At 63.1% G+C, this 21,874-nt stretch carries 24 protein-coding genes; 14 read left to right on the forward strand and 10 right to left on the reverse strand.

The genetic code is table 11. The features are described from left to right. Positions 1 to 111 precede the first annotated feature (111 nt). Entirely contained in the window at positions 112 to 933 is an 822-nt protein-coding gene (locus ATN37_RS05725; RefSeq protein ID WP_218694899.1) for a dienelactone hydrolase family protein, read from the forward strand. Here the strand turns inward: ATN37_RS05725 and ATN37_RS05730 are convergent. Both ATN37_RS05730 and gcvT read right to left on the reverse strand, forming a co-directional pair. Then, complete coding sequence (locus ATN37_RS05730; RefSeq protein ID WP_003941766.1) at positions 927 to 2,030, reverse strand: branched-chain amino acid aminotransferase; 1,104 nt, start codon at positions 2,028 to 2,030, stop codon at positions 927 to 929. The two genes, ATN37_RS05725 and ATN37_RS05730, sit on opposite strands and share 7 nt — an antisense overlap. 32 nt (positions 2,031 to 2,062) lie before the next feature. After that, positions 2,063 to 3,163, reverse strand: a complete 1,101-nt coding sequence (gene gcvT / locus ATN37_RS05735; protein WP_047270091.1) for a glycine cleavage system aminomethyltransferase GcvT — start codon at positions 3,161 to 3,163, stop codon at positions 2,063 to 2,065. A gap of 158 nt (positions 3,164 to 3,321) precedes the next feature. On the opposite strand from gcvT, the gene ATN37_RS05740 reads away from it, so the two are divergent. Continuing rightward, positions 3,322 to 4,839 carry a leucyl aminopeptidase gene (locus ATN37_RS05740; protein ID WP_019748919.1) on the forward strand — a complete coding sequence of 506 codons (1,518 nt, stop codon included), beginning with the start codon at positions 3,322 to 3,324 and terminating at the stop codon, positions 4,837 to 4,839. Between the two features lie 55 nt (positions 4,840 to 4,894). Here the strand turns inward: ATN37_RS05740 and ATN37_RS05745 are convergent, their stop codons facing one another. After that, positions 4,895 to 5,245 (reverse strand): hypothetical protein, encoded by a 351-nt coding sequence (locus ATN37_RS05745; RefSeq protein ID WP_003941713.1) that lies wholly within the window; start codon positions 5,243 to 5,245, stop codon positions 4,895 to 4,897. 364 nt (positions 5,246 to 5,609) lie between these two features. On the opposite strand from ATN37_RS05745, the gene sucB reads away from it, so the two are divergent. From sucB to ATN37_RS05770, 5 genes are all read left to right on the forward strand, one after another. Then, complete coding sequence (gene sucB / locus ATN37_RS05750) at positions 5,610 to 7,358, forward strand: 2-oxoglutarate dehydrogenase, E2 component, dihydrolipoamide succinyltransferase (protein WP_218694901.1); 1,749 nt, start codon at positions 5,610 to 5,612, stop codon at positions 7,356 to 7,358. 120 nt (positions 7,359 to 7,478) lie between these two features. After that, a complete protein-coding gene (locus ATN37_RS05755; protein ID WP_218694903.1) occupies positions 7,479 to 8,366 on the forward strand; it encodes a TIGR01777 family oxidoreductase in 888 nt (295 codons plus the stop codon). A gap of 29 nt (positions 8,367 to 8,395) precedes the next feature. Beyond that, positions 8,396 to 9,157 (forward strand): lipoyl(octanoyl) transferase LipB, encoded by a 762-nt coding sequence (lipB, locus tag ATN37_RS05760; protein WP_218694905.1) that lies wholly within the window; start codon positions 8,396 to 8,398, stop codon positions 9,155 to 9,157. Positions 9,158 to 9,208: 51 nt separating this feature from the next. Next, positions 9,209 to 10,219, forward strand: coding sequence for a lipoyl synthase (gene lipA / locus ATN37_RS05765; protein ID WP_003941610.1), 1,011 nt, complete (start codon positions 9,209 to 9,211; stop codon positions 10,217 to 10,219). A gap of 76 nt (positions 10,220 to 10,295) precedes the next feature. Next, entirely contained in the window at positions 10,296 to 11,051 is a 756-nt protein-coding gene (locus ATN37_RS05770) for a DUF4191 domain-containing protein (protein WP_003941625.1), read from the forward strand. A 71-nt stretch (positions 11,052 to 11,122) separates the two neighbouring features. Here the strand turns inward: ATN37_RS05770 and ATN37_RS05775 are convergent, their stop codons facing one another. Continuing rightward, positions 11,123 to 11,596 carry an RDD family protein gene (locus ATN37_RS05775; RefSeq protein ID WP_003941579.1) on the reverse strand — a complete coding sequence of 158 codons (474 nt, stop codon included), beginning with the start codon at positions 11,594 to 11,596 and terminating at the stop codon, positions 11,123 to 11,125. Positions 11,597 to 11,809: 213 nt separating this feature from the next. On the opposite strand from ATN37_RS05775, the gene glnA reads away from it, so the two are divergent. Then, a complete protein-coding gene (gene glnA, locus ATN37_RS05780) occupies positions 11,810 to 13,246 on the forward strand; it encodes a type I glutamate--ammonia ligase (RefSeq protein WP_003941609.1) in 1,437 nt (478 codons plus the stop codon). Between the two features lie 144 nt (positions 13,247 to 13,390). Here glnA and ATN37_RS32985 read toward each other — a convergent pair whose 3' ends face one another. Both ATN37_RS32985 and ATN37_RS05790 read right to left on the reverse strand, forming a co-directional pair. Then, positions 13,391 to 14,011: a YdeI family protein gene (locus ATN37_RS32985; RefSeq protein ID WP_208690514.1), complete on the reverse strand. Its 621-nt coding sequence runs from the start codon at positions 14,009 to 14,011 to the stop codon at positions 13,391 to 13,393. Positions 14,012 to 14,133: 122 nt separating this feature from the next. After that, the gene (locus ATN37_RS05790) at positions 14,134 to 15,099 is read right to left on the reverse strand and encodes a YafY family protein (protein ID WP_209447546.1); all 966 of its coding nucleotides are present in this window, start codon (positions 15,097 to 15,099) and stop codon (positions 14,134 to 14,136) included. A 110-nt stretch (positions 15,100 to 15,209) separates the two neighbouring features. On the opposite strand from ATN37_RS05790, the gene ATN37_RS05795 reads away from it, so the two are divergent. Continuing rightward, positions 15,210 to 16,151, forward strand: coding sequence for an alpha/beta fold hydrolase (locus tag ATN37_RS05795; protein ID WP_234551556.1), 942 nt, complete (start codon positions 15,210 to 15,212; stop codon positions 16,149 to 16,151). A 42-nt stretch (positions 16,152 to 16,193) separates the two neighbouring features. On the opposite strand, the gene ATN37_RS05800 is transcribed toward ATN37_RS05795, so the two are convergent. From ATN37_RS05800 to ATN37_RS05810, 3 genes are all read right to left on the reverse strand, one after another. Then, positions 16,194 to 16,511, reverse strand: coding sequence for a hypothetical protein (locus ATN37_RS05800; protein ID WP_234551555.1), 318 nt, complete (start codon positions 16,509 to 16,511; stop codon positions 16,194 to 16,196). A 320-nt stretch (positions 16,512 to 16,831) separates the two neighbouring features. Further along, complete coding sequence (locus ATN37_RS05805; RefSeq protein ID WP_042921868.1) at positions 16,832 to 17,290, reverse strand: DUF5994 family protein; 459 nt, start codon at positions 17,288 to 17,290, stop codon at positions 16,832 to 16,834. 96 nt (positions 17,291 to 17,386) lie between these two features. Then, positions 17,387 to 17,782: a PPOX class F420-dependent oxidoreductase gene (locus ATN37_RS05810; protein WP_042445944.1), complete on the reverse strand. Its 396-nt coding sequence runs from the start codon at positions 17,780 to 17,782 to the stop codon at positions 17,387 to 17,389. Between the two features lie 187 nt (positions 17,783 to 17,969). Here ATN37_RS05810 and ATN37_RS05815 point away from each other — a divergent pair, with 187 nt between their 5' ends. From ATN37_RS05815 to ATN37_RS05835, 5 genes are all read left to right on the forward strand, one after another. Next, complete coding sequence (locus ATN37_RS05815) at positions 17,970 to 19,157, forward strand: inorganic phosphate transporter (protein WP_047270833.1); 1,188 nt, start codon at positions 17,970 to 17,972, stop codon at positions 19,155 to 19,157. Between the two features lie 14 nt (positions 19,158 to 19,171). Then, positions 19,172 to 19,453, forward strand: coding sequence for a hypothetical protein (locus ATN37_RS05820; protein ID WP_003941641.1), 282 nt, complete (start codon positions 19,172 to 19,174; stop codon positions 19,451 to 19,453). 34 nt (positions 19,454 to 19,487) lie between these two features. Beyond that, entirely contained in the window at positions 19,488 to 19,814 is a 327-nt protein-coding gene (locus ATN37_RS05825) for a DUF3349 domain-containing protein (RefSeq protein WP_003941653.1), read from the forward strand. A gap of 11 nt (positions 19,815 to 19,825) precedes the next feature. Next, the gene (locus tag ATN37_RS05830) at positions 19,826 to 20,164 is read left to right on the forward strand and encodes a DUF3349 domain-containing protein (RefSeq protein ID WP_218694907.1); all 339 of its coding nucleotides are present in this window, start codon (positions 19,826 to 19,828) and stop codon (positions 20,162 to 20,164) included. 151 nt (positions 20,165 to 20,315) lie between these two features. Next, positions 20,316 to 21,359, forward strand: coding sequence for an alpha/beta hydrolase family protein (locus ATN37_RS05835; protein ID WP_218694909.1), 1,044 nt, complete (start codon positions 20,316 to 20,318; stop codon positions 21,357 to 21,359). A 72-nt stretch (positions 21,360 to 21,431) separates the two neighbouring features. Here ATN37_RS05835 and ATN37_RS05840 read toward each other — a convergent pair whose 3' ends face one another. Continuing rightward, the gene (locus ATN37_RS05840; RefSeq protein WP_209447548.1) at positions 21,432 to 21,824 is read right to left on the reverse strand and encodes a VOC family protein; all 393 of its coding nucleotides are present in this window, start codon (positions 21,822 to 21,824) and stop codon (positions 21,432 to 21,434) included. Positions 21,825 to 21,874 lie beyond the last annotated feature (50 nt).

Here is a 21,874-nt window from a genome sequence, read left to right on the forward strand (position 1 = left end):
CCCGCCCGAAAACATGGCGAACCGCCCTCTTCTGTAGTCGATCCCGCGCCGAAAGACTGTGCAGAGGAATTGTTTCGACTACTGAGAGGGCTCACCGTGCCGAACCGGAGCATGACCGAAGACGATCCGCTCGAAGACTTCGACCGTCGAACGATCACCATCGACGCAGTGGCGAAGTCCGTGTACGTGGTCGGCACCGGTCCCGCAGTAATCGTCATGCCGGAGATGCCGGGCATCAGCCCGCATGTAGCGCGATTCGCCCGCTGGGTGCGCGACGCCGGTTTCACTGTCTTCGTTCCGTCACTGTTCGGGCACGACGGCGCGGTCCCCACAGTGAACGAGGGGCTGACGGTATTCAAGAGAGCCTGCGTCAGTGCAGAATTCCGCGCCCTCGCTGCCGATGAACCGAGTCCGGCGGTCCGTTGGCTGCGTTCACTCGCCGCTTCCGCCCATGAGGAGAGCGGCGGACCTGGCGTCGGCGTGATCGGAATGTGCTTCACCGGTAACTTCGCGTTGTCGATGATGCTCGAACCCTCGGTCATCGCGCCGGTTCTCGCCCAACCGTCGTTACCGCTCGATCGACCGGACGAAACCGACAGCGGGCCCGAAGAACTCGAAGCCGTGCGCTCGAGACTCGAGGCCGAAGACCTCACGGTGCTTGCATACCGCTTTCGAGGTGACTCGTTCTGCCGCGCACAACGATTCGCCGCCTATTCGAAGGCCTTGGGCGAGCGCTTCGTCGGGAAGGTACTACCCGACGAAGCGGCCAACGCGACAACGTCGCCGTTCTTCGAACACGTCATTGCCAATCCACACAGCGTGGTGACGGCTCATCTCGTCGACGAGGCGGGATCGCCCACCACCGTCGCACGAGACGAGATTCTGCAGTTCTTCCGGGAGCGATTGCTCGCGGAACGAACCAGCGATCAGTGAAGTTTCGTCATCCAGCCGTGGGTGTCGGCGAAGGTTCCGCGCTGGATACCCGTGAGGGTGTCGCGCAGTGCCATCGTCACCTCACCCGGCTCGCCGTCGGCGATGGTGAACTCGCCCTCGGCGGACTTGACGCGTCCGACGGGGGTGATGACTGCTGCTGTGCCGCAAGCGAAGACCTCGGTGATTTCACCGCTCTTGCACTTGGTGCGCCATTCGTCGGTGCTGATCTTGCGCTCCTCGACGGCGAAACCGGAATCGGCGGCAAGGGCGAGCAACGAGTTGCGCGTGATGCCTGGCAACAACGAACCGGACAGCGACGGCGTCACGAGGCGAGCGTCGGGGCCCGAGCCGAAGACGAAGAACAGGTTCATTCCACCCATTTCCTCGACGTACGTGCGCTCGATGGCGTCGAGCCAGACCACCTGGTCGCAACCCTCGTCGGCGGCTTGCGCCTGGGCGAGGAGTGAAGCGGCGTAGTTGCCGGCGAACTTGGCCGCGCCGGTACCACCGGGGGCCGCGCGAACGTATTCGGTGGACAGCCACACACTGACCGGCTTGACGCCGCGCGGGAAGTACGCACCGGCAGGCGAGGCGATCAGCAGGTAGCGGTACTCGTCGGCGGGACGGACACCGAGTCCGGCTTCGGTGGAGAACATGAACGGACGGAGGTAGAGCGCGTCCTCGCCACCGGCTGCGGGAACCCAGTCGAGATCGACGTCGATCAGTTCGGTGATGGAATCGATGAACATCTGCGACGGGAGCTCCGGCATGGCCAGACGGCGCGCAGATGCCGCGAAACGCTCGGCGTTGGCCTCGACGCGGAACGAGCTGATCTCGCCACCCGGCTGACGGTATGCCTTGAGGCCCTCGAAGATGGCCTGTCCGTAGTGCAAAACCATTGCGGCCGGATCGAGCTCGATGTTTCCGTACGGCAACACCTGGGCGTCGTGCCAGCCCTTGCCCGCGGTGTAGTCGATCGAGACCATGTGGTCGGTGAAGTGCCGCCCGAAGCCGGGCGCCGCCAAAATGTCACGGCGCTCGGCGTCGGACTTCGGGGACGAGCTCTGAACACGAACGAAATCGGCGGCACCTGTCATGGGCGCAATCCTATCGAACGTGAAAAAGCTCTCTACTTGGTGTTGGTCTCCACGAACGGAGGAGACACCACGACGCACCGAAGAGCACGACCACGGACGTCGACTTCGATCTCGTCGCCGGCCGAGACATTGGCACCGGAATCGAGGAGCGCCAACGCAATTCCCACTTTGAGCGAGGGCGAAAACGTCCCCGAGGTGGTCTCGCCGATTGCCTCGCCGTCACGCAGAACACCGAGGCCGGCACGAAGCACGCCGCGATCGAGAGCCTTGATCCCCCAGAGTTTGCGAGCCGGGCCGGCAGCCTTCTCGTCGGTCAAGGTCTCTTTGCCCCAGAATGTCGGCTTCTTCCAACCGATCGCCCATCCGCAGCGCGCTTCGAGCGGAGAAATCTCGAGCGAAAGCTCATGCCCGTGCAGCGGATACCCCATCTCGGTACGAAGAGTGTCACGGGCGCCGAGTCCGGCGGCCTGCCCACCCTCGGCGCGCACTGCCTCGAGAAGCGCGCGGAACAACGGCTCGCTGTCGTCCCACCGCGGCAGGAGTTCGTAGCCGACCTCACCGGTGTAACCGCTGCGGCACACACGAACAGGCACGCCGTTCCATTCCGCATCTTCGTACGCCATGTACTCGATCTCGGTGGGAAGTCCCAGAGCGGTCAGAACCGCCACCGATTTCGGACCCTGCACAGCCAGCACACCGTAGGCACGATGCTGATCCTCGACGGTGATTCCGTCCGGTGCGAGGGCGACCAGAGCCGCAACGACGTCCGCGGTATTGGCTGCGTTCGGGACGAGGAAGATCTCGTCGTCGCTGACGTAGTACGCAATGAGGTCGTCGATGACACCACCGGACTCGTTGCAGCACAACGTGTACTGAGCCTTACCCGGCCCGATCTTGTTCAAATCGTTGGTCAGTGCGGAGTTCACGAATTCCGCGGCGCCCGCGCCACGCACGACGGCCTTGCCGAGGTGACTGACGTCGAAGAGTCCGACATTCTCACGCACAGAGGTGTGTTCGGCCACGACGCCGGCGTACGAAACCGGCATCTGCCACCCCCCGAACGGCGCGAACGTCGCGCCGAGTTCGACGTGGACGGGGTGGATCGGGCCCTGCAACAGTTGTTCGTCGGTCATGGCCCACAACCTATCGGACTTCGCCGATCGAAACATGTCCGCAGCGAGAGCTCACCCGGCCGTGACGATCGCCCGTCCGCAAACTGCAAAGGGCCTAACATCGACTCAGGCATCCGCCAGAACCGGACGCATCGCACACTCACCTCACAGGAGACACCTTGAGCACTCGCACAGCCCGATCGTTGGGACCCGACCTCGTTCTCGCCGGCACAGTCGCCAAGCGCGCAGAGATACTGGTCGTCGGTCTGACGTCGGGTCCGGACGGCCCCGAAATCGCACTCAGCGAAGGCATCGTCGCCGAAGACGTACTCGCCGAGATCCTCGACAGCCTCATCGCCGTCGGCGCCACCGGCAAGCCCGAGCAGCTCACTCGTGTCCCGGCACCGAGCGAACTGTCGGTCACCAGCGTTCTCGCCGTCGGACTCGGCTCTGCCGACAAGCTCGGCAGCGAGCAGATCCGTAAGTCCGCCGGCGCCGCAGCTCGCTCGTTGTCCGGCATCGACACCGTCGCAACCACGCTCTCGATCCTCGACCTCGGTGCAGCCGCCGAGGGATTTGCGTTGGGCGCGTACAGCTTCACCGAATTCAAGTCGTCCATGACGGCTCCCGGTCCCGATTCGCAGCCACTGGCCCGCGTCGAACTTCTGGTGCCGTCGCCGCGCACGAAGGAGACCAAAGCGACGCTGGCACGGTCGGCTGCCATCGCCGAGGCCGTCGCCACCGCACGCGAGTTCGTCAACACTCCCCCGAGCCACCTCTACCCCGCCGAGTTCGCCGCGCGCGCGAAGGCACTGGGCGTCGAGGCCGGGCTCACCGTCCAGGTTCTCGACGAGAAGGCACTCGAGAAGGGTGGCTACGGCGGAATCATCGGCGTCGGCAAGGGCTCGTCACGCCAGCCGCGTCTCGTCCGCCTCGAATACGCGTCGAAGAAGCGTGGTGCCCGCAAGGTCGCACTGGTGGGTAAGGGCATCACCTTCGACACCGGCGGAATCTCCATCAAGCCCGCCGCCGGTATGGAGAACATGACCTCGGACATGGGCGGCGCCGCAGCCGTCATCTCCACCGTCGTGCTTGCCGCCAAGCTCGGCCTGCCCGTCAACGTCGTCGCATACGTACCGATGGCCGAGAACATGCCGTCCGCGACCGCCCAGCGCCCCGGCGACGTGCTGACCCAGTACGGCGGAATCACCATCGAGGTCGTCAACACCGACGCCGAGGGCCGTTTGATTCTTGCCGACGCGATGGTTCGCGCGGGTGAGGACGATCCCGACTACATGATCGACACCGCCACCCTGACCGGTGCGCAGATGGTCGCGCTCGGCAACCGCACCCCCGGAGTCATGGGCACCGACGAGTTCCGTGACCGCGTCGCCTCCATCTCGCAGAGCGTCGGCGAGAACGGCTGGGCCATGCCGCTGCCGGAGGAATTGCGCGGAGATCTCGACTCCAAGGTCGCCGACATGGCCAATGTCACCCCACACCGCTGGGGCGGCATGCTGGTCGCAGCTCACTACCTCAAGGAATTCGTTCCCGAGGGTGTCCAGTGGGCGCACATCGACGTCGCGGGTCCGGCCTACAACACGTCAGGGCCGTGGGGTTACACCGGCAAGGGCGGTACCGGCGTTCCCGTTCGCACGATGATCTCGGTCCTGGAGGACATCGCGGTCAACGGCTGACCCCTTGCTGTGCGCCTTTATTAACCCCCCGCGGTTAATAAAGGCGCACAGCAGTTCAGGCGCCGTCGCGTAATTCCTGCTCTCGGGCTCGCTTGCGTTCGATTCGCTTACGTTCGTCGTGATCGCGCATACGCTGCGGATATCCCGTCTTGCGGACGTCGTAGACCGGGATCTTCAGGTCTTGTCCCAATTTGCGGGCGCCACGTTCGCCGCCGACACGACGACGAGTCCACTCCCCGTCCTTCGCAACCAGGACGACGGTCACCTCGGTCACCGTCGTCTGCGGTTCCACATAGGCTTCGACGCCTTCGTGCGAGTGCGCCCAATTCGCCAGATGATCCGCATCACTCTGCGCTGCGGCCTGAGCCGCACTCGGCGGACGCTTGAAACGATCGAACAGTCCCACGGTCGTACCCTCCTCGGTACCGACGCCGCGGATGCACCCCGGCGATATGTCAAGTTTGCCAGGCGATGTCCGTTGTGCCTGCGCACGACATACCGTTTGGTCCGCTTACGACGTTACAGCCGGACGCCCGACGCATACCTACTCGCCAGTAGCCGACACACCCGAAACGGACGGCATCCCCCTCATCGGACACGCCCGGCGTATCAATGGAAAGATGAACGACGGTGACGCCGCGCCCGCGCGTCGACATCGGCAAAATAGCTACAAGTAGCCGCACGTCGCGCGCCACTCGAGCACAATGCATTACGACCACAAGTCGACAAAATTCAACAACCCGAACACAACTGTCGAGGAGTCAAAAGACATGGCCTTCTCCGTCCAGATGCCAGCCCTAGGTGAGAGCGTCACCGAGGGAACTGTCACACGGTGGCTCAAGCAGGAAGGAGACACGGTCGAAGTCGACGAACCCTTGCTCGAAGTCTCCACGGACAAGGTCGACACCGAGATTCCGTCTCCCGTCGCCGGCGTCCTGACCAAGATCGTCGCGCAGGAAGACGACACCGTGGAAATCGGTGGCGAGCTCGCCCAGATCGGTGAAGCCGGCGAAGCCGCAGCACCCGCGGCAGAGGCACCCGCCCCCGCCGCCGAGGAAGCTCCCGCCGAGGAAGCGCCGGCTGCCGAAGCTCCCGCTGAAGAAGCTCCCGCTGCCGAGGCACCCGCCGCTTCGAGCGGTTCCGCTGAAGGTACCGCCGTGACGATGCCCGCCCTCGGCGAGTCCGTCACCGAAGGCACCGTCACCCGTTGGCTCAAGGCTGTCGGCGACGAGGTTGCCGTCGACGAGGCGCTGCTCGAAGTCTCGACCGACAAGGTCGACACAGAGATCCCGTCCCCCGTCGCCGGAATCCTGCTCGAGATCAATGCGCAGGAAGACGACACCGTCGAGATCGGTGGCCAGCTGGCCGTCGTCGGATCCGGCGCACCCGCCGCGGCTCCGGCACCCAAGGCCGCTCCCGCAGTACCGGCCGCACCCCCTGCCCCCAAGGCTGAGGCACCGAAGGCTGAGGCACCCAAGGCCGAGGCACCCAAGCCTGCTGCCGCACCGGCCGCACCCGCTCCGAAGCCTGCTGCGGCTCCCGCACCGGCGGCCGCACCCGCAGCGTCCGGCGACAGCAGCCCGTACGTCACCCCGCTCGTGCGCAAGCTCGCAACGGACAACGGCGTCGACCTCGCGACCGTCACCGGCACCGGCGTCGGCGGCCGCATCCGCAAGCAGGATGTGCTCGCCGCTGCGGAGGCCAAGAAGGCTCCCGCCGCCGCTGCTCCTGCTGCAGCACCTGCGGCCGCACCGGCCGCCACCGCAGCCGCAGGCGTCCGACCCGAACTGGCACACCTGCGTGGAACCACGCAGAAGGCCAACCGTATTCGGCAGATCACGGCCACCAAGACACGTGAGTCGCTGCAGAACACCGCTCAGCTCACGCAGACCTTCGAGGTGGACGTCACCAAGATCGTCGCCCTGCGGGCCCGTGCCAAGGCCGGCTTCATCGAGCGCGAAGGCGTCAACCTGACGTTCCTTCCGTTCTTCGCCAAGGCAGTCGTCGAGGCGCTGAAGTCGCACCCGAACATCAACGCAAGCTACGACGAGGCTGCCAAGCAGATCACCTACTACGACGCTGAGCACCTCGGCATCGCAGTGGACACCGATCAGGGCTTGCTCTCCCCCGTCATCCACAACGCCGGCGATCTCGGCCTGGCCGGCTTGGCCCGCGCCATCGCCGACATCGCCAAGCGTGCACGCTCGGGTGGCCTGAAGCCGGACGAGCTCTCGGGTGGCACCTTCACCATCACCAACATCGGCAGCCAGGGCGCGCTGTTCGACACCCCGATCCTGGTACCGCCGCAGGCGGCCATGCTCGGAACCGGCGCGATCGTCAAGCGCCCGATGGTGGTCACCGACGAGAACGGCAACGAGTCCATCGGCGTTCGCTCGATGATCTACTTGCCGCTGACCTACGATCACCGGCTGGTCGACGGCGCCGACGCCGGCCGATTCCTCACCACTGTGAAGCAGCGGTTGGAAGAAGCCTCGTTCGAAGCTGATCTGGGCCTGTAAGCAACTGCTCGGCCGGCCGGGGCGTCATCTCCATCAGGAGGTGGCGCCCCGGCTTTTTCAGTACGGTCGGAGATATACGTTCGGATATCGAAGCACGCTGAATCGAAGGAGGCTTTCCGAATGCGAGTAGTCATCGCCGGCTCGTCCGGTTTGATCGGAACGGCCTTGGTGTCATCGTTGCGCTCCGACAACCACGACGTGGTGCGTCTGGTGCGACGCTCGACCGCCGGCCCCGACGAATCGCGTTGGGACCCGGACCACGACCGTCTGGACCTCTCCGTCCTGCAGGGCGCCGACGCCGTCGTGAACCTCTGCGGCGTCGGCATCGGCGACAAACGGTGGTCGGGTTCCTACAAGCAAGCGATCCGTGACAGCCGCATCGTCGCGACCGACATCTTGGCCGAAGCGGTCGCGAGTGAGAAGGTTCCCGTCCTCGCCAACGCGAGCGCCGTCGGCTATTACGGCGACACCGGCGACAAGATCGTCGACGAGGATTCGCCGGCAGGCACAGACTTTCTCGCCGCGACGTGTCGCGATTGGGAACTTGCCACCGAACCGGCGCGTGCGGCGGGTGCCCGCGTCGTCAATCTGCGGTCCGGCGTCGTGATTTCACCTCATGGGGGCATGCTCGGTCGGCTTCGGCGCCTTTATTCGTTCGGCCTCGGCGGGCGACTGGGCAACGGTCGCCAGTACTTTCCGTGGATCTCACTCGAGGACGAGTGCGACGCGATCAAGTTCGCGCTCACGAATTCCGAACTCTCCGGTCCCGTCAACCTGACCGGTCCGGCCCCTGTCACCAATGCCCAGTTCAATGACGCCATGTCCCGTGCGGTCCACCGACCGGCTCCCTGGATCGTTCCCGGGTTCGCACTCGAAGCGTTGATCGGAGAATTCGCCAAGAGCGGCATCCTCGGTGGCCAGCGCGCCATTCCCGCAGCTTTGGAAAGGGCGGGATTCTCTTTCCGCCACAACACGATCGGCGAAGCGCTGGCGGCCGCACTCGGTTGATTCCGAAGTCGGGCGTAATCTCTACGTCCATGAGCAGCGCTGCCGTTTCCGCCCGGTTCTCGAAACTGCCGATCGCCGTCGAGCAACTCGGTTCGATCGACTACAACGCCGCGTGGGACCGCCAGCGTGAGCTCGCGGCTGCGCGGGCGGACGACATCGGACCGGACACGCTACTGCTCCTCGAACACCCGCCGGTGTACACGGCAGGACGACGCACGGAACCCGAAGATCGTCCCGTCGACGGCACGCCTGTCATCGACGTCGACCGCGGCGGGAAGATCACCTGGCACGGCCCCGGCCAGCTGGTGGGATATCCGATCGTGAAACTGGCCGAGCCCATCGACGTGGTGCGGTATGTCCGACGCATCGAGGAAGCACTGATCACGGTGTGCACGGACCTCGGCCTGAACTGCGGGCGCATCGACGGCCGCTCCGGCGTCTGGCTGCCCGCCGAACTCGCAAACGGGCAATGGAAGCCCGAGCGCAAGGTTTCTGCCATCGGCGTGCGCGTGCAACGGGGCGTGGCACTGCACGGCTTCTCCCTGAACTGCAATTCGGTCCTGGCCGGATTCGACAACATCATTCCCTGCGGCATCCGTGACGCCGGGGTCACGACGCTGTCGCATGAACTCGGTCGCGACGTCACCGTGGACGAAGTCACTCCCGCTGTGACCGAGGCAGTGATCGCTGCTCTCGACGGAACCATGCCCGTCACCGAACGGAACGTAGAGCGCGTCACCTTCGAAAGCGCCTCGCCTACTCCGACTTTAACTACCGTTCAGTACAGCTGACGGGCTCGCCCGAACCCCGTTGCAGTAATCACCGGGCGTAGGATCACTGTCGTGACTATCGCCCCAGAAGGACGTAAGCTGCTCCGTCTCGAGATCCGAAACGCGGAGACGCCCATCGAACGCAAACCCAACTGGATCAAGACCCGAGCAAAGATGGGCCCCGAGTACACGGAGCTCAAGGGCCTGGTCAAGCGTGAAGGTTTGCACACCGTCTGCGAAGAAGCGGGCTGCCCCAACATCTACGAATGCTGGGAAGACCGCGAAGCCACCTTCCTGATCGGCGGCGAGCAGTGCACACGCCGCTGCGACTTCTGCCAGATCGACACCGGCAAGCCCGAAGCCCTCGACCGCGACGAGCCCCGTCGCGTCGCGGAAAGCGTTCAGGCCATGGGCCTTCGGTACTCCACGATCACCGGCGTCGCCCGCGACGACCTCCCCGACGGCGGCGCCTGGCTCTACGCCGAGACCGTCCGCAAGATCCACGAACTCAACCCTGGCACCGGCGTCGAGAACCTGGTTCCGGACTTCAACGGCAAGCCCGAACTGCTCGACGAGGTCTTCGCCTCACGCCCCGAGGTACTCGCACACAACCTCGAGACCGTCCCCCGCATCTTCAAGCGGATCCGTCCCGCATTCCGGTACCAGCGCAGCCTCGACGTCATCACCGCAGCACGCGACTACGGACTGGTCACCAAGTCCAACCTGATCCTCGGCATGGGCGAAACCCCTGAGGAGGTCACCGAGGCGATGGCAGATCTCCACGCCGCCGGTTGCGACATCCTCACCATCACCCAGTACCTGCGCCCCTCGCCCCGGCACCACCCCGTCGAGCGGTGGGTCAAGCCCGAGGAGTTCGTCGCACACTCGAAGGCTGCAGAAGAGATGGGCTTCGCCGGCGTCATGGCCGGTCCGTTGGTTCGCTCGTCGTACCGCGCCGGCCGCCTGTATGCGCAGGCCATGGCACATCATGGCCGTGAACTTCCCGAGGCGCAGCGTCATCTGACCGAGGGCGGCGACGCTTCCCAGGAAGCCAGCTCACTCATGGCGCGCCTGAATCGCTGATCCACTTTTTGCTGTGCGCCTTTATTAACCGCGGGCGGTTAGTAAAGGCGCACAGCAATGGACGTATCCTGGGTACATGGCGAACGGCAGCAAATCCGGTAAGGGCAAACCCACCAAAGAGGCAAAGGCTGCAGCGAAGGCTGCCCGCAAGCAGGCTTCCAAGGAACGTAGAACTCAGCTCTGGCAGGCATTCCAGATGCAGCGCAAGGACGACAAGCTCCTCCTGCCGCTGATGATCGGCACCCTCGTCGGTGCGGCTCTGGTCTTCTTCCTGGTCGGCCTCATCTGGGGCCTTCAGTGGTTCCTGCTGCCGATCGGCATCGTTCTCGGTCTCCTCGGCGCCTTCATCATCTTCGGTCGTCGCGTCCAGAAATCGGTGTACAAGAAGGCTGAAGGTCAGGCCGGTGCCGCTGCGTGGGCGCTCGACAACATGCAGGGTGCGTGGCGCGTCACGAATGCCGTCGCCGGCACTACCCAACTCGATGCCGTTCACCGCGTCGTCGGACGGCCGGGTGTCATCCTCGTCGCCGAGGGTTCGCCGCAACGCGTCAAGGGCCTCCTCGCGCAGGAGAAGAAGAAGACTGCCCGCCTCATCGGCGACACCCCGATCTACGACATCATCATCGGAAACGACGAGGGCCAGGTTCCGCTCTCGCAGCTCCAGCGCTACTTGAACAAGTTGCCCCGCAACATCGACACCAAGCGCATGGACAACATCGAGGGTCGCCTCGCTGCACTGAGCGCACGCGGCGGCGGAGCAGCGCTTCCCAAGGGCCCGATGCCCGGAGGCGCGAAGATGAAGGGAATGCAGCGAACCATTCGTCGTCGCTGACACTCCCCCACAGCAAACGAAAGACCCGGGCCCATACGGACCCGGGTCTTTCTTCGTTCGAGAAGTTTGTGTCAGCGCGATTTCACGAGCAAAGTGCCGGTCGCGCGGTCCTGCATACCGCGACCGTCGATGTCGGTGATGGTCGCGGGAATCACGAACACAAGCAGTGCCTGACGTCCGAGCGCGCGCACGAAGCCCACTCGGATCGGGCCTTCGATACGCGCAACCTGAAGTCCGAGGACGAACTGCCCCGGGGTGAAGTTGAACAGAGCCACGGTGACGACACCGACGGCGAACCACACCATCAGCGTGACAGTCGAGGTCATACCGTCGAAGAAGTCGCCGGTGATGAGCGAGGCCACTCCCACAGCCATCACCCAATCCACCAACAGTGCCGCGATACGACGGCCCGAACCGACCAGCGAACCCGGACCCTCCTGAGGGAAACCGAGGAGCTCGCCACGGTACGACTGCTCACGGCCGTCCGCGCTCTTCGGCAAAGCTGCTTGCGGCCCAGAGAGCCAAGTTCCGGTGATACGTGCCATGCTGTCCAGGATAGGCGTCGCAGCACCGTAGTCCAGATTTGCCGGGTTTTAACTGTGTGGCCGGTCACATGGACTTCGGAAATCCCCAGGATGCTGCGACGCGTAACACTGCCGAAACAAAGGGTTGACGAGCGGGCAACACCAGCTCCCTACCGTCTGCCTCGACGGATTCAACCGACATCACTTGGCTGAAGCGACTTAAGGAGCACAAGCGTGGCGTTCACCACGGCCGAAGAGGTCATCAAGTACATCGCGGACGAGAACATCGAGTACGTCGACATTCGGTTCAGCGACCTGCCCGGCGTCCAGCAGCACTTCTCGATCCCGGCGTCTGCTTTCAACCAGGACGTGTTCGAGGACGGCCTCGCATTCGACGGATCTTCGGTCCGCGGATTCCAGTCGATCCACGAGTCCGACATGATGTTGCTTCCCGACGTCACCACGGCGCAGATCGACCCCTTCCGCAAGGCGAAGACCCTCAACATCAACTTCTTCGTGCACGACCCGTTCACCCGTGAGTCCTACAGCCGCGACCCGCGCAACGTTGCCCGCAAGGCCGAGGAGTACTTGGTCAGCACCGGCATCGCGGACACCGCATTCTTCGGCGCCGAGGCCGAGTTCTACATCTTCGACTCGGTTCGCTACGACTCCGGCATGAACTCCGCGTTCTACGAGCTGGATTCCATCTCCGGTTCCTGGAACACCGGCGCAGAGACCAACGCCGACGGCTCCCCGAACCTCGGCTACAAGGTTCGCGCCAAGGGCGGCTACTTCCCCGTCGCTCCGTACGACCACTACGTGGACCTGCGCGACGAAATCTCCACCAACCTGACCAACGCGGGCTTCGAGCTCGAGCGCGGCCACCACGAGGTCGGTACCGGCGGACAGCAGGAGATCAACTACAAGTTCAACACGCTGCTCGCAGCTGCTGACGACCTGCAGCTGTTCAAGTACATCGTCAAGAACACCTGCTGGCAGCACGGCAAGTCCGCGACCTTCATGCCGAAGCCGCTCTTCGGTGACAACGGCTCGGGCATGCACGTCCACCAGTCCCTGTGGAAGGACGGCAAGCCCCTCTTCCACGACGAGTCCGGCTACGCGGGCCTCTCGGACATGGCTCGCCACTACATCGGCGGCATCCTGCACCACGCTCCGTCGCTGTTGGCCTTCACCAACCCGACGATCAACTCGTACCACCGTCTGGTGCCGGGCTACGAAGCCCCCATCAACCTCGTGTACAGCCAGCGCAACCGCTCGGCAGCTGTCCGTATCCCGATCACGGGCAACAACCCGAAGGCAAAGCGTCTCGAGTTCCGCGCACCCGACTCCTCGGGTAACCCGTACCTCAACTTCGCTGCACAGATGATGGCCGGCCTGGACGGCATCAAGAACAAGATCGAGCCGATGGCTCCGGTCGACAAGGACCTCTACGAGCTTCCCCCGGAGGAGGCTCGCAACATCCCGCAGGCTCCGACCAGCCTCGAGACGGTCATCAACCGCCTCGAAGCCGATCACGAGTACCTGACCGAGGGTGGCGTCTTCACCACCGACCTGATCGAGACCTGGATCTCGCTCAAGCGCGAGCAGGAAATCGCTCCGGTCAACCTGCGTCCGCACCCGTACGAGTTCGAGCTCTACTACGACGTGTGATCCGCATCCTGACGTAAGTCAGACCTGCGAGTACCGAGTCCACCCGTCCCGCTTCTGCGGGGCGGGTGGACTTGTTTCGGTCCGAGGGAAACCCCTCGGACCGATGATGACCGGCCTTCATACCGGACGCGGTCGAATCGCGGATCAGCCGCGGGCACGTTGACCGATGGCCGCATTGTTGACGATATGGGCGATTCGACCTGCCCGTGTTGCGTCTCGAGCGGCACTGACGATCCACCACAGCATCTGTTTGCGGGCGCTGGGCGGAAAACTGTCCCAGTTGCTTCGCGCTTGCGTGTCCAGGTCCAGCGCCGCCTGCAAGTCAGATGGTTCCTCGAGGTCTTCGACTTGGTCGAGAATCGTCCACCAACCAATGGATTTCGCGGCAGCAATGGCACCACGACCAGCAGCGGTCATGAGGCCACGCGCCTCCATATCAGCTGCGCGTTCGCGGTTGAGTCGGGTCCAGGAACTCTTGCGTCTCCGCGGTGTGAACAGTTGCAAATTGCGCTCTTCGTCGAAGACGGTGTTGGTGGAATCGATCCACCCAAAGCAGATCGCTTCCTCAACGGCCTGAGGGTAGGGGCAGCGTGGTCGGCTGGTGGTGGTGCGCCAGGAGCACAACCACACTCCGCGGCCTGACGTGTGATTGTCCGTCAACCAAGTTCGCCACTGTTCGCGAGTCTCGGCGTGGATGATCGGGTAGTCGAACTTCCACGTCTGGGGGTGGACGGAAGCCGGCGGCGATGATTTCGAATCGGTCACTTACTCTCCAAGCCTAGAGGGAATCGGATACGTGTCTCGATAGACGAGGGGCCTGCGCAGGGAACACGTCCCCGCGGCAACTTGGACGTGAATGGTCTTGTCGCGCAATCCTCTTCTGACTGTCATGGTGGCGAGACCCTGAGGTGAAGGGCGAGCCGACTGACGGTGTCGGCAAGCTCGGTTGGTTCGATGACGACCACTGGGGCGGTGAGCGCAATGCGCGCAACCGTCATGGCGAGCCTGCCGAGATCTTCGCTGCGGATCTCGACAAGGCAGCGGTCCGCTGCCACCTCGATCGGTGTGTGGTCAATCCATCTGAGTACGCCCTCGAGGTCGGCGAACGTAGCTTCGATGGCGAGTTTTGCATCGTGGTGACGGGGTGGCGAGCCAACTGATCTCGCGACGAAGCCTGCCGCGTCACCGCCCGGGATCTCGCGTGGCGTGAAATGACTGCCTGCCAGCCAGGGCTCCGAGAGCCGGTCCAGTCGAAATGTTCGCCAATCCGAACGATGGTGGTCCCATGCTACGAGATACCAACGACGCCCCGCCGTGACAAGGCGGTGCGACTCGACGAGTCGTCTGCTGCTCTCGCCATCACCTCGCCGGTAGTCGAAACGAACGTGCTCGTGGTCACGACATGCCGCAGCGAGCACACTGAGCGCTTCGGGATCGACGATGTCGTCATCTGCCCGCCGTATGGAACTGACGCTCGAATGCAATGCCGACACACGTCGGCGAAGTCGATGGGGCAGGAGTGTTTCGATCTTCGTCAGCGCGCGCAGCGCCGTTTCTTCGATGCCTCCGATGGCGGCCTCGGCGGCGTAGCGCAGTCCGACGGCTACCGCCACGGACTCGTCATCGTCGAGGATCAGGGGCGGCACGTGCGCCCCCGTTGCAAGTCGGTAGCCCCCGTATTTTCCGGACGTGGAATCGACCGGATAGCCGAGGTCGCGTAGGCGATCGATGTCGCGGCGCACCGTCCGCTGCGTGACATCGAGTCGTGCGGCAAGTTCGGCACAGTGCCAGAAGCGATGAGTCTGAAGGAGCGAGAGCAGTTGCAGTGCTCGGCCTGTGGGATCGTTCCGCATTTCTTCAGATTGCCAGCGATCTAGGACTTTATGTGTCCACGATGCTCCCTATCGTCGGAGCAACCGGTCGATCCAGACACGAGATCGGTACTCGACTCAAAGGAGCATCCGTGAATCCATCCGACTTCCCCAGGCCCGTCCTCATCCCAGTGAACGGCGTGGAACTCGAAGTCTTCGAAGCAGGGCGACACAATGCCGGGAAACCCATCGTGTTGTGTCACGGATGGCCAGAGCACGCCTATTCCTGGCGATACCAGGTGCCCGCCCTTGTCGAGGCGGGCTACCACGTCATCGTCCCGAACCAACGCGGCTACGGCAATTCGTCACGTCCGACCGAAGTGACGGACTATGACATCGAACATTTGGCGGGTGATCTCATCGCTCTTCTCGATCACTACGGCTACGAAGATGCCACCTTTGTCGGTCACGATTGGGGCGCCTTTGTCGTGTGGGGCCTGACCCTGTTGCACCCGGACCGGGTAAACAAAGTGATCAACCTGAGCCTGCCCTACCAGGATCGCGGAGAGCAGCCGTGGATTGAGTTCATGGAAGCCGTGCTTGGCGGTGATTTCTACTTCGTCCATTTCAATCGACAGCCGGGCGTTGCGGACGCGGTGTTCGAAGACAACACCTTCCGGTTCCTCCGCAACCTGTACCGGAAGAACGAACCCCTCAGGGAACCTCAGCCGGGTATGGCGCTGATCGATCTCGCCAAAGCAGAGACACCACTCGGTGAGCCCCTGATGAGCGATAGAGAATTGGCCGTTTTCGTCTCCGCCTTCGAATCGACAGGATTCACGGGCAGTGTGAACTGGTACAGGAACCTTGACCGCAACTGGCATCTGCTGGCGGAGGTGGACCCGATCATCCAACAGCCCACACTCATGATCTACGGCGACCGTGACGCGATCGCGAGAGCTGAGAACCTGACAGAGTTCGTGCCCAATGTGGAAGTAGTCAATCTCGATTGCGGTCACTGGATCCAACAAGAAAGACCCGAAGAGACCAACCAAGCGATCTTGAACTGGCTGGAACGGCAGGATGCCACATAGTTTCAAGGCTAGGTGCGGTCTCAGTGAAAATGTCAGTCTCATTCAAGTCCAGTAGGGGGCTTGATCCGGACCGACCTTCTTCGAGATTTGGCGAGAGCGTCGGTAAACAAACCATGCACTCAACCCGACGATGGGCACAAGCCAAATCCCGACAGAGAAGGCGACAGCGCGCCACACACCGACTCGCCCGGACACAGAAACCACATCGGCCGTTCCGACAAGACACAGGGAAAGCCAAATCAAGGCGAGAATGAATCCGCCGCCGTACAGAAGAAAGAATGCTTCGAATCCGTCCATGCAGTCCATTCCACTGTCGGCGCAGTCCTGAAGCCCAGCCGCGCCGAGTAGGGAAATGTTCACGGTGGCGATGCTACGGGCCAGGGCGTCCCGAACTGCCGAACAAGCGGGCGGATTCGGCGATGCGAACGCCGCTCAGCCCGAACAGAGTAGAAGCCCCACCCCCGTGGGGAGGGCGGGGCTTCCTCTGGTCCGGCGCTCACGCACAGTGGGAGGGTGGTGGACATGCCGGACCGACGACACGGCAGGGAGTCAAGCTGCCGCGCCCAAGCGCTGACCTGAAGGAATGCGCCTGAGATCGTGGTTACGAGAACCATCAAACCAGACAAACTGGACGCATGTTCAGGAATCGCGAGATTCGACCCCCGCACGTCAGAAAGATCTCACTGCACCCGATAGGTTTCGCTGCGGACAGGATCCACCAACCGCCGCATGACCTCGTACGCGCGGTCCGGATCCGTGTACGGCGGAATCATCATCAAAACGAGTTGACGACCATAGATGTCGTCGAGATACATCAAATCGTGGGGCTGGCCAGGGTACGGACCCCGCACTTCCAGTCCGTCGACCTCGTCGATACGACGCTGCGCGCTGCTGATCGTGTTCCAGTCGAACGCAACCCGCGCGATCGGCCCCAACCTCAGCGAAAGTGCGGATATCAGATCGTGAAGCTCCGCCGTGACGTTCGTGGTCCACGGGAACCACGCGCCGTCAACCGATGCCTTGACGGCACCTTGCCCACGAAGCAGGAATCGCGGAGTCCGCGTCGGCGACGGGAAAGGTTGCCCGACATGGCGCTGCGGCGCTTCCATTGCATAGTCGAGAGTGCTGATGTGCGCCATGACGAGGCTCCTTGACGGAGGATTCGTGGAACCGTCAGGCAGAGGTGCCCGGTCGTGGGTTCCATACCTTCAGACTACTCCGCTACGCAATCCCGACTACGCATCGACGGAAATGATCACGCCGGTGTCGCCGTACGGGAACGGACCATTACCGATGTGACCGAGGGTGTTGAAGAATTTCGAAATAGGCACCATCACACCGTATTTCGCTTTGACTTTGCTGCGGATCTCGTCGAATTCAGCTCCACCGCTCACCAACTGAGCGGTCCCGGTGACCGGCGACGCACCGTCGGCAACCTTTCCGCGGTTGTTGCACGGCACCACGGTGACGCGTGGGTTGTTCCGCAGACGCTTGGCCTTACCCGACTTCGAGGAAGTCCAGAAGCCGATACGTCCGTCAGGCAGAGGCACGACCCACGTCGGCGTGGCTACGCCGTCACCGCTCTTACGGAATGTGGTGACCGAGATCGTCTTCTCTTCGCCCAGGGACATGAAACGAGCGTATGCCTCCACAACCTCCACGACCATGCACGCGAATGAATTTTCTCTACCCCAGGAGTTTCAAAACGGACAATTATCCGGACGAAGGTGAACAACAGGTGCCGAGTGGTGGAAATGTCGCGGAACGACCACGTCTGAGGTCGATTTGAGGCCCGGAGGTGTTGGAACATGACTTCTCGTGAATGCGGAACTCATCGTTCTCCTCGTCGTCGTCGTAACCGCTCTGGGGTTCGACTTCACCAACGGTTTTCATGACACTGGCAACGCTATGGCCACGTCGATTGCAACCGGCGCCCTCAAGCCCAAGGTGGCAGTCGCTCTGTCTGCTTCCTTGAACCTGGTCGGAGCTTTCCTCTCGGTAGAGGTTGCTGCCACCGTGGCCAAGGGCGTGGTGAACCTCGGAAATGTGGGTGGCCAAGCGCTGCTCACCATCGTCTTCGCCGGCCTTGTCGGCGGCATCATCTGGAACCTGGCAACGTGGTTGCTCGGCATCCCCTCGAGTTCCTCACACGCGCTGTTCGGCGGACTGATCGGCGCCGCCATCGCGTCCCTCGGAATGAGCGGTGTCGCCTGGAGCGGCGTCCTCAGCAAGGTTGTCATCCCCGCAGTTCTCGCGCCCGTCGTGGCCGGCTTGGTTGCCGCGGCCGGCACCTGGCTCATCTACCGCATCACCTCCAACGTCGGAGAAGAAACCAAGGACAAAGGTTTCCGACTCGGCCAGATCGGTTCGGCTTCACTCGTTTCCCTCGCCCACGGCACCAACGACGCACAGAAGACCATGGGCGTCATCTTCCTCGCCCTGGTCGCCCACGGAACCATCTCCGCCGACGCGGACATGCCGTTCTGGGTCAAGCTCACCTGTGCGCTCGCGATCGCTGCCGGAACCTACCTCGGCGGTTGGCGAGTCATCCGCACTCTCGGCAAGGGACTTGTCGAGATTGCCGCACCACAAGGCATGGCAGCCGAAGCATCCTCTGCTGCAATCATTCTCACCTCCAGCCACCTCGGCCTTCCGCTCTCCACCACTCATGTGGCGACGGGTTCCATCATGGGAACCGGTCTGGGACGCAAGGGCGCCGAGGTTCGTTGGGGCGTCGCCGGACGTATGGCGGTCGCCTGGTTGATCACTCTCCCGTCCGCTGCGATCGTCGGCGCTCTGTGCTGGGGACTGGCCGACATCGTCGGCGGCCTGCCCGGTGTCCTGGTCGTCTTCGCCGTGCTCATCGCGTTGGCCGGCTGGATGTACCTGCGCTCCCGCAAGGAGCCCATCGATCCGAGCAACGTCAACGCCGAGTGGGACGGCGGCCTGGTACCCGCAGAGGTCCCCGGTCCGGACGCCCGCGTCACCACCGACGTCAAAGCCTGAAAGAGGGAATCGACATGGATATCTTGAAAAACACCGTCGACTCGCTCTGGCAGGTCGTACTGGTCGGCCTCCTGCTGGGCGCCGGACTACCGGCGATCTTCGCAATCGGCCTGAAGTCGCTCGACGCCGGACAACGTGGCAGTGGCGGCGGGAGCACTGCCGTCGCGGCTCGCAGTCCGTTGGCCGTGGCAGGCGCAGTGGTGTGCTTCGCGGTCGTGCTCATCGCGATCGTCACCGGAATCCTCTTCATCATGCAGGGCTTCCTCAGCCACACATTCGGCATCGAGATCTTCTGATCCCGTGCGCCCTCACGAGCGGAAAGACATCACCGTGACTGCACCGACTCCATCCCTTCCTCAATCCATTCTTGACTGGCTTCGCGCCGGCTACCCCGAAGGCATACCGCCCAAGGACCGCATTCCGCTGGTCGCATTGCTACGACGCAAACTCTCGGACGCGCAAATTCGAGACATTGCCATCGGCGCTGCACTCGCAGAACTGAGCGACGTCAACAGCGACCAGGTGATCTCGAGCGACGAGATCAGCGCTCAGATCGCCGATCTGACGAGCCAGACTCCCTCGGACGAGGACATCGCGCGCGTTGCCTCCGTCCTTGCTGCCGCCGGGTGGCCCCTCGCTGATCTCGACAACCACTGAAGCTCGATTCGTTGAGTCTTCCACCACTTCTGGCTTCGGTACTCGGCTGGCTGCGTGCCGGGTATCCGAACGGTGTGCCGGAGCAGGACTACGTCCCTTTGATGGCCCTGCTCCGGCGACAACTGTCCGACGACGAGATCGCCGTTCTTGCTGACGATCTCGTCGCCGGCTTTCCGCTTCCGGTCGATCCGATCGACTTTCCCGGTTCGGTCGATCCGATCGACATCGGCGTCCTCATCACCAAGGTCACCGACGATATTCCGCACGAATCGGACGTCGCTCGGGTGCGTGAACACTTGATTCGTGGAGGTTGGCAAATCGAGGCGCAACCTCCGGTCGACGACGCCTGACGGCATTACGGTAAATCAGACCAGTTTGATAACGAACCGGTAACGGTGCCGTCGAGGTCAATACAGACCACTTAGTGTCATAAGGAATTCCGCGCCTCGGGGGGCTCGGTCGGATTTCGGTGTGCAAGCACCTTTGGGGCGGGAGTGATACATGCACGAGGCTCAAACAGATTTGGCGAAGAACCCAGATATTTCGAACCCGGATCTTTCGAGAAACCGTATTTCGAAACGAATCAAGCGTCGGATCCTGGGCCTCGCAGCGACAGCACTCGCACTCCCCCTGACCGCAGGCCTGATCAGCGGATCGGTAGCGACCGCAGCGCCCGCGCGTACCGCCCCGGCCGGTGGCTACGAGGAAGTGTTCGTAGACTCGTCGATGGGACCGATCAAGGTTCAGATCCAGTGGGCTTCGCGCGGCGGCAACGCGGCACTCTATCTTCTCGATGGCCTACGAGCACGCGACGACCGAAACGCATGGAGTTTCGAGACCAACGCTCTCGAGCAGTATCGCGGCGACAACGTCACCCTGGTCATGCCGGTCGGCGGGCAGTCCAGCTTTTACTCCGACTGGTATGCGAACAGCAATTTGAATCGCCAGCCGGTCACGTACAAATGGGAAACCTTCCTCACCCAGGAACTTCCCGCCTGTCTGGAATCGCGCGGCGTCTCCCGAACCAACAACGGCGTGCTCGGACTGTCCATGGGTGGCAGCGCGGCACTGACGCTAGCCGCCTACCACCGCGATCAGTTCAAGTTCGCCGGTTCGCTCTCGGGATACCTCAACATCTCAGCTCCAGGCATGCGTGAGGCGATCCGGGTGGCCATGGTCAGCGCCGGGTCCTTCAATGTCGATGCAATGTGGGGACCGCCGTGGAACCCCGCTTGGCTCCGCAACGATCCCTTCGTGTTTGCACCCGAACTGGCTGGGCTCTCGCTGTACATATCCGCTGCGAGCGGCCTGCCCGGGCAGTTCGATCAACCGCGTCGGCCCGTCGACTTCGTGAATACCGGAAGTGCCATCGGGCTCGAGGCCCTTGCCTTGATGAACTCACGGGCATTCCAACTGCGCATGAACTCCCTGGGAATTCCGGCAACGTACAGCTTCCCGGCCAACGGCACTCATTCGTGGCCGTACTGGGGTGCAGAACTGTGGAAGGCCCGAGGCCAGATCCTCGACACCCTGAACGCTTGGTGAACTGACAACGACTCGATCACCGACAACCGCAGGCCCCGACCGATATTCGTTCGGGGCCTGCGTCGTTCGAATTCAGAGCGCGGCAAAGAGATCCACGGTATTGCCGTCGGGATCGAGAAGAACGGCGTAACGCTGCCCCCATACGGCGTCGAAGGGCGCCTTGTGCCCGGGGAAGTCGGCTGTCATGCGCTGATACGCCTCGTCTACTGCGGCGGGAGTCCCGAAATCGAAGGCCAAAGCGACGGGGTGTCGACCTTCCCCGACAGCGAAGTCCGGATCGAAGCTCGTGATGGTGGACAGCGCGTCCCAGGCCAGCCGAAGCCCACTGTCGAAAGTGAACTCCACGTGTGGAGCGTCAGCGGGTGTTTCCGGAATGTCGAGCCCGAGGGTTCGGTAGAACGCGAGGGAACGCGCGAGATCGTTGGTGACGATTCCGACGAGATCGAGTCTCGGAGAGACGGACACGGTATTTCTCCTGTTTCGGGTCGAGAAGTGATCGGCGAGTGTGTGACGAT

Origin of the sequence: Rhodococcus sp. MH15 (assembly GCF_019266045.1) — a bacterium.
Lineage (GTDB): Bacteria > Actinomycetota > Actinomycetes > Mycobacteriales > Mycobacteriaceae > Rhodococcus_F > Rhodococcus_F qingshengii.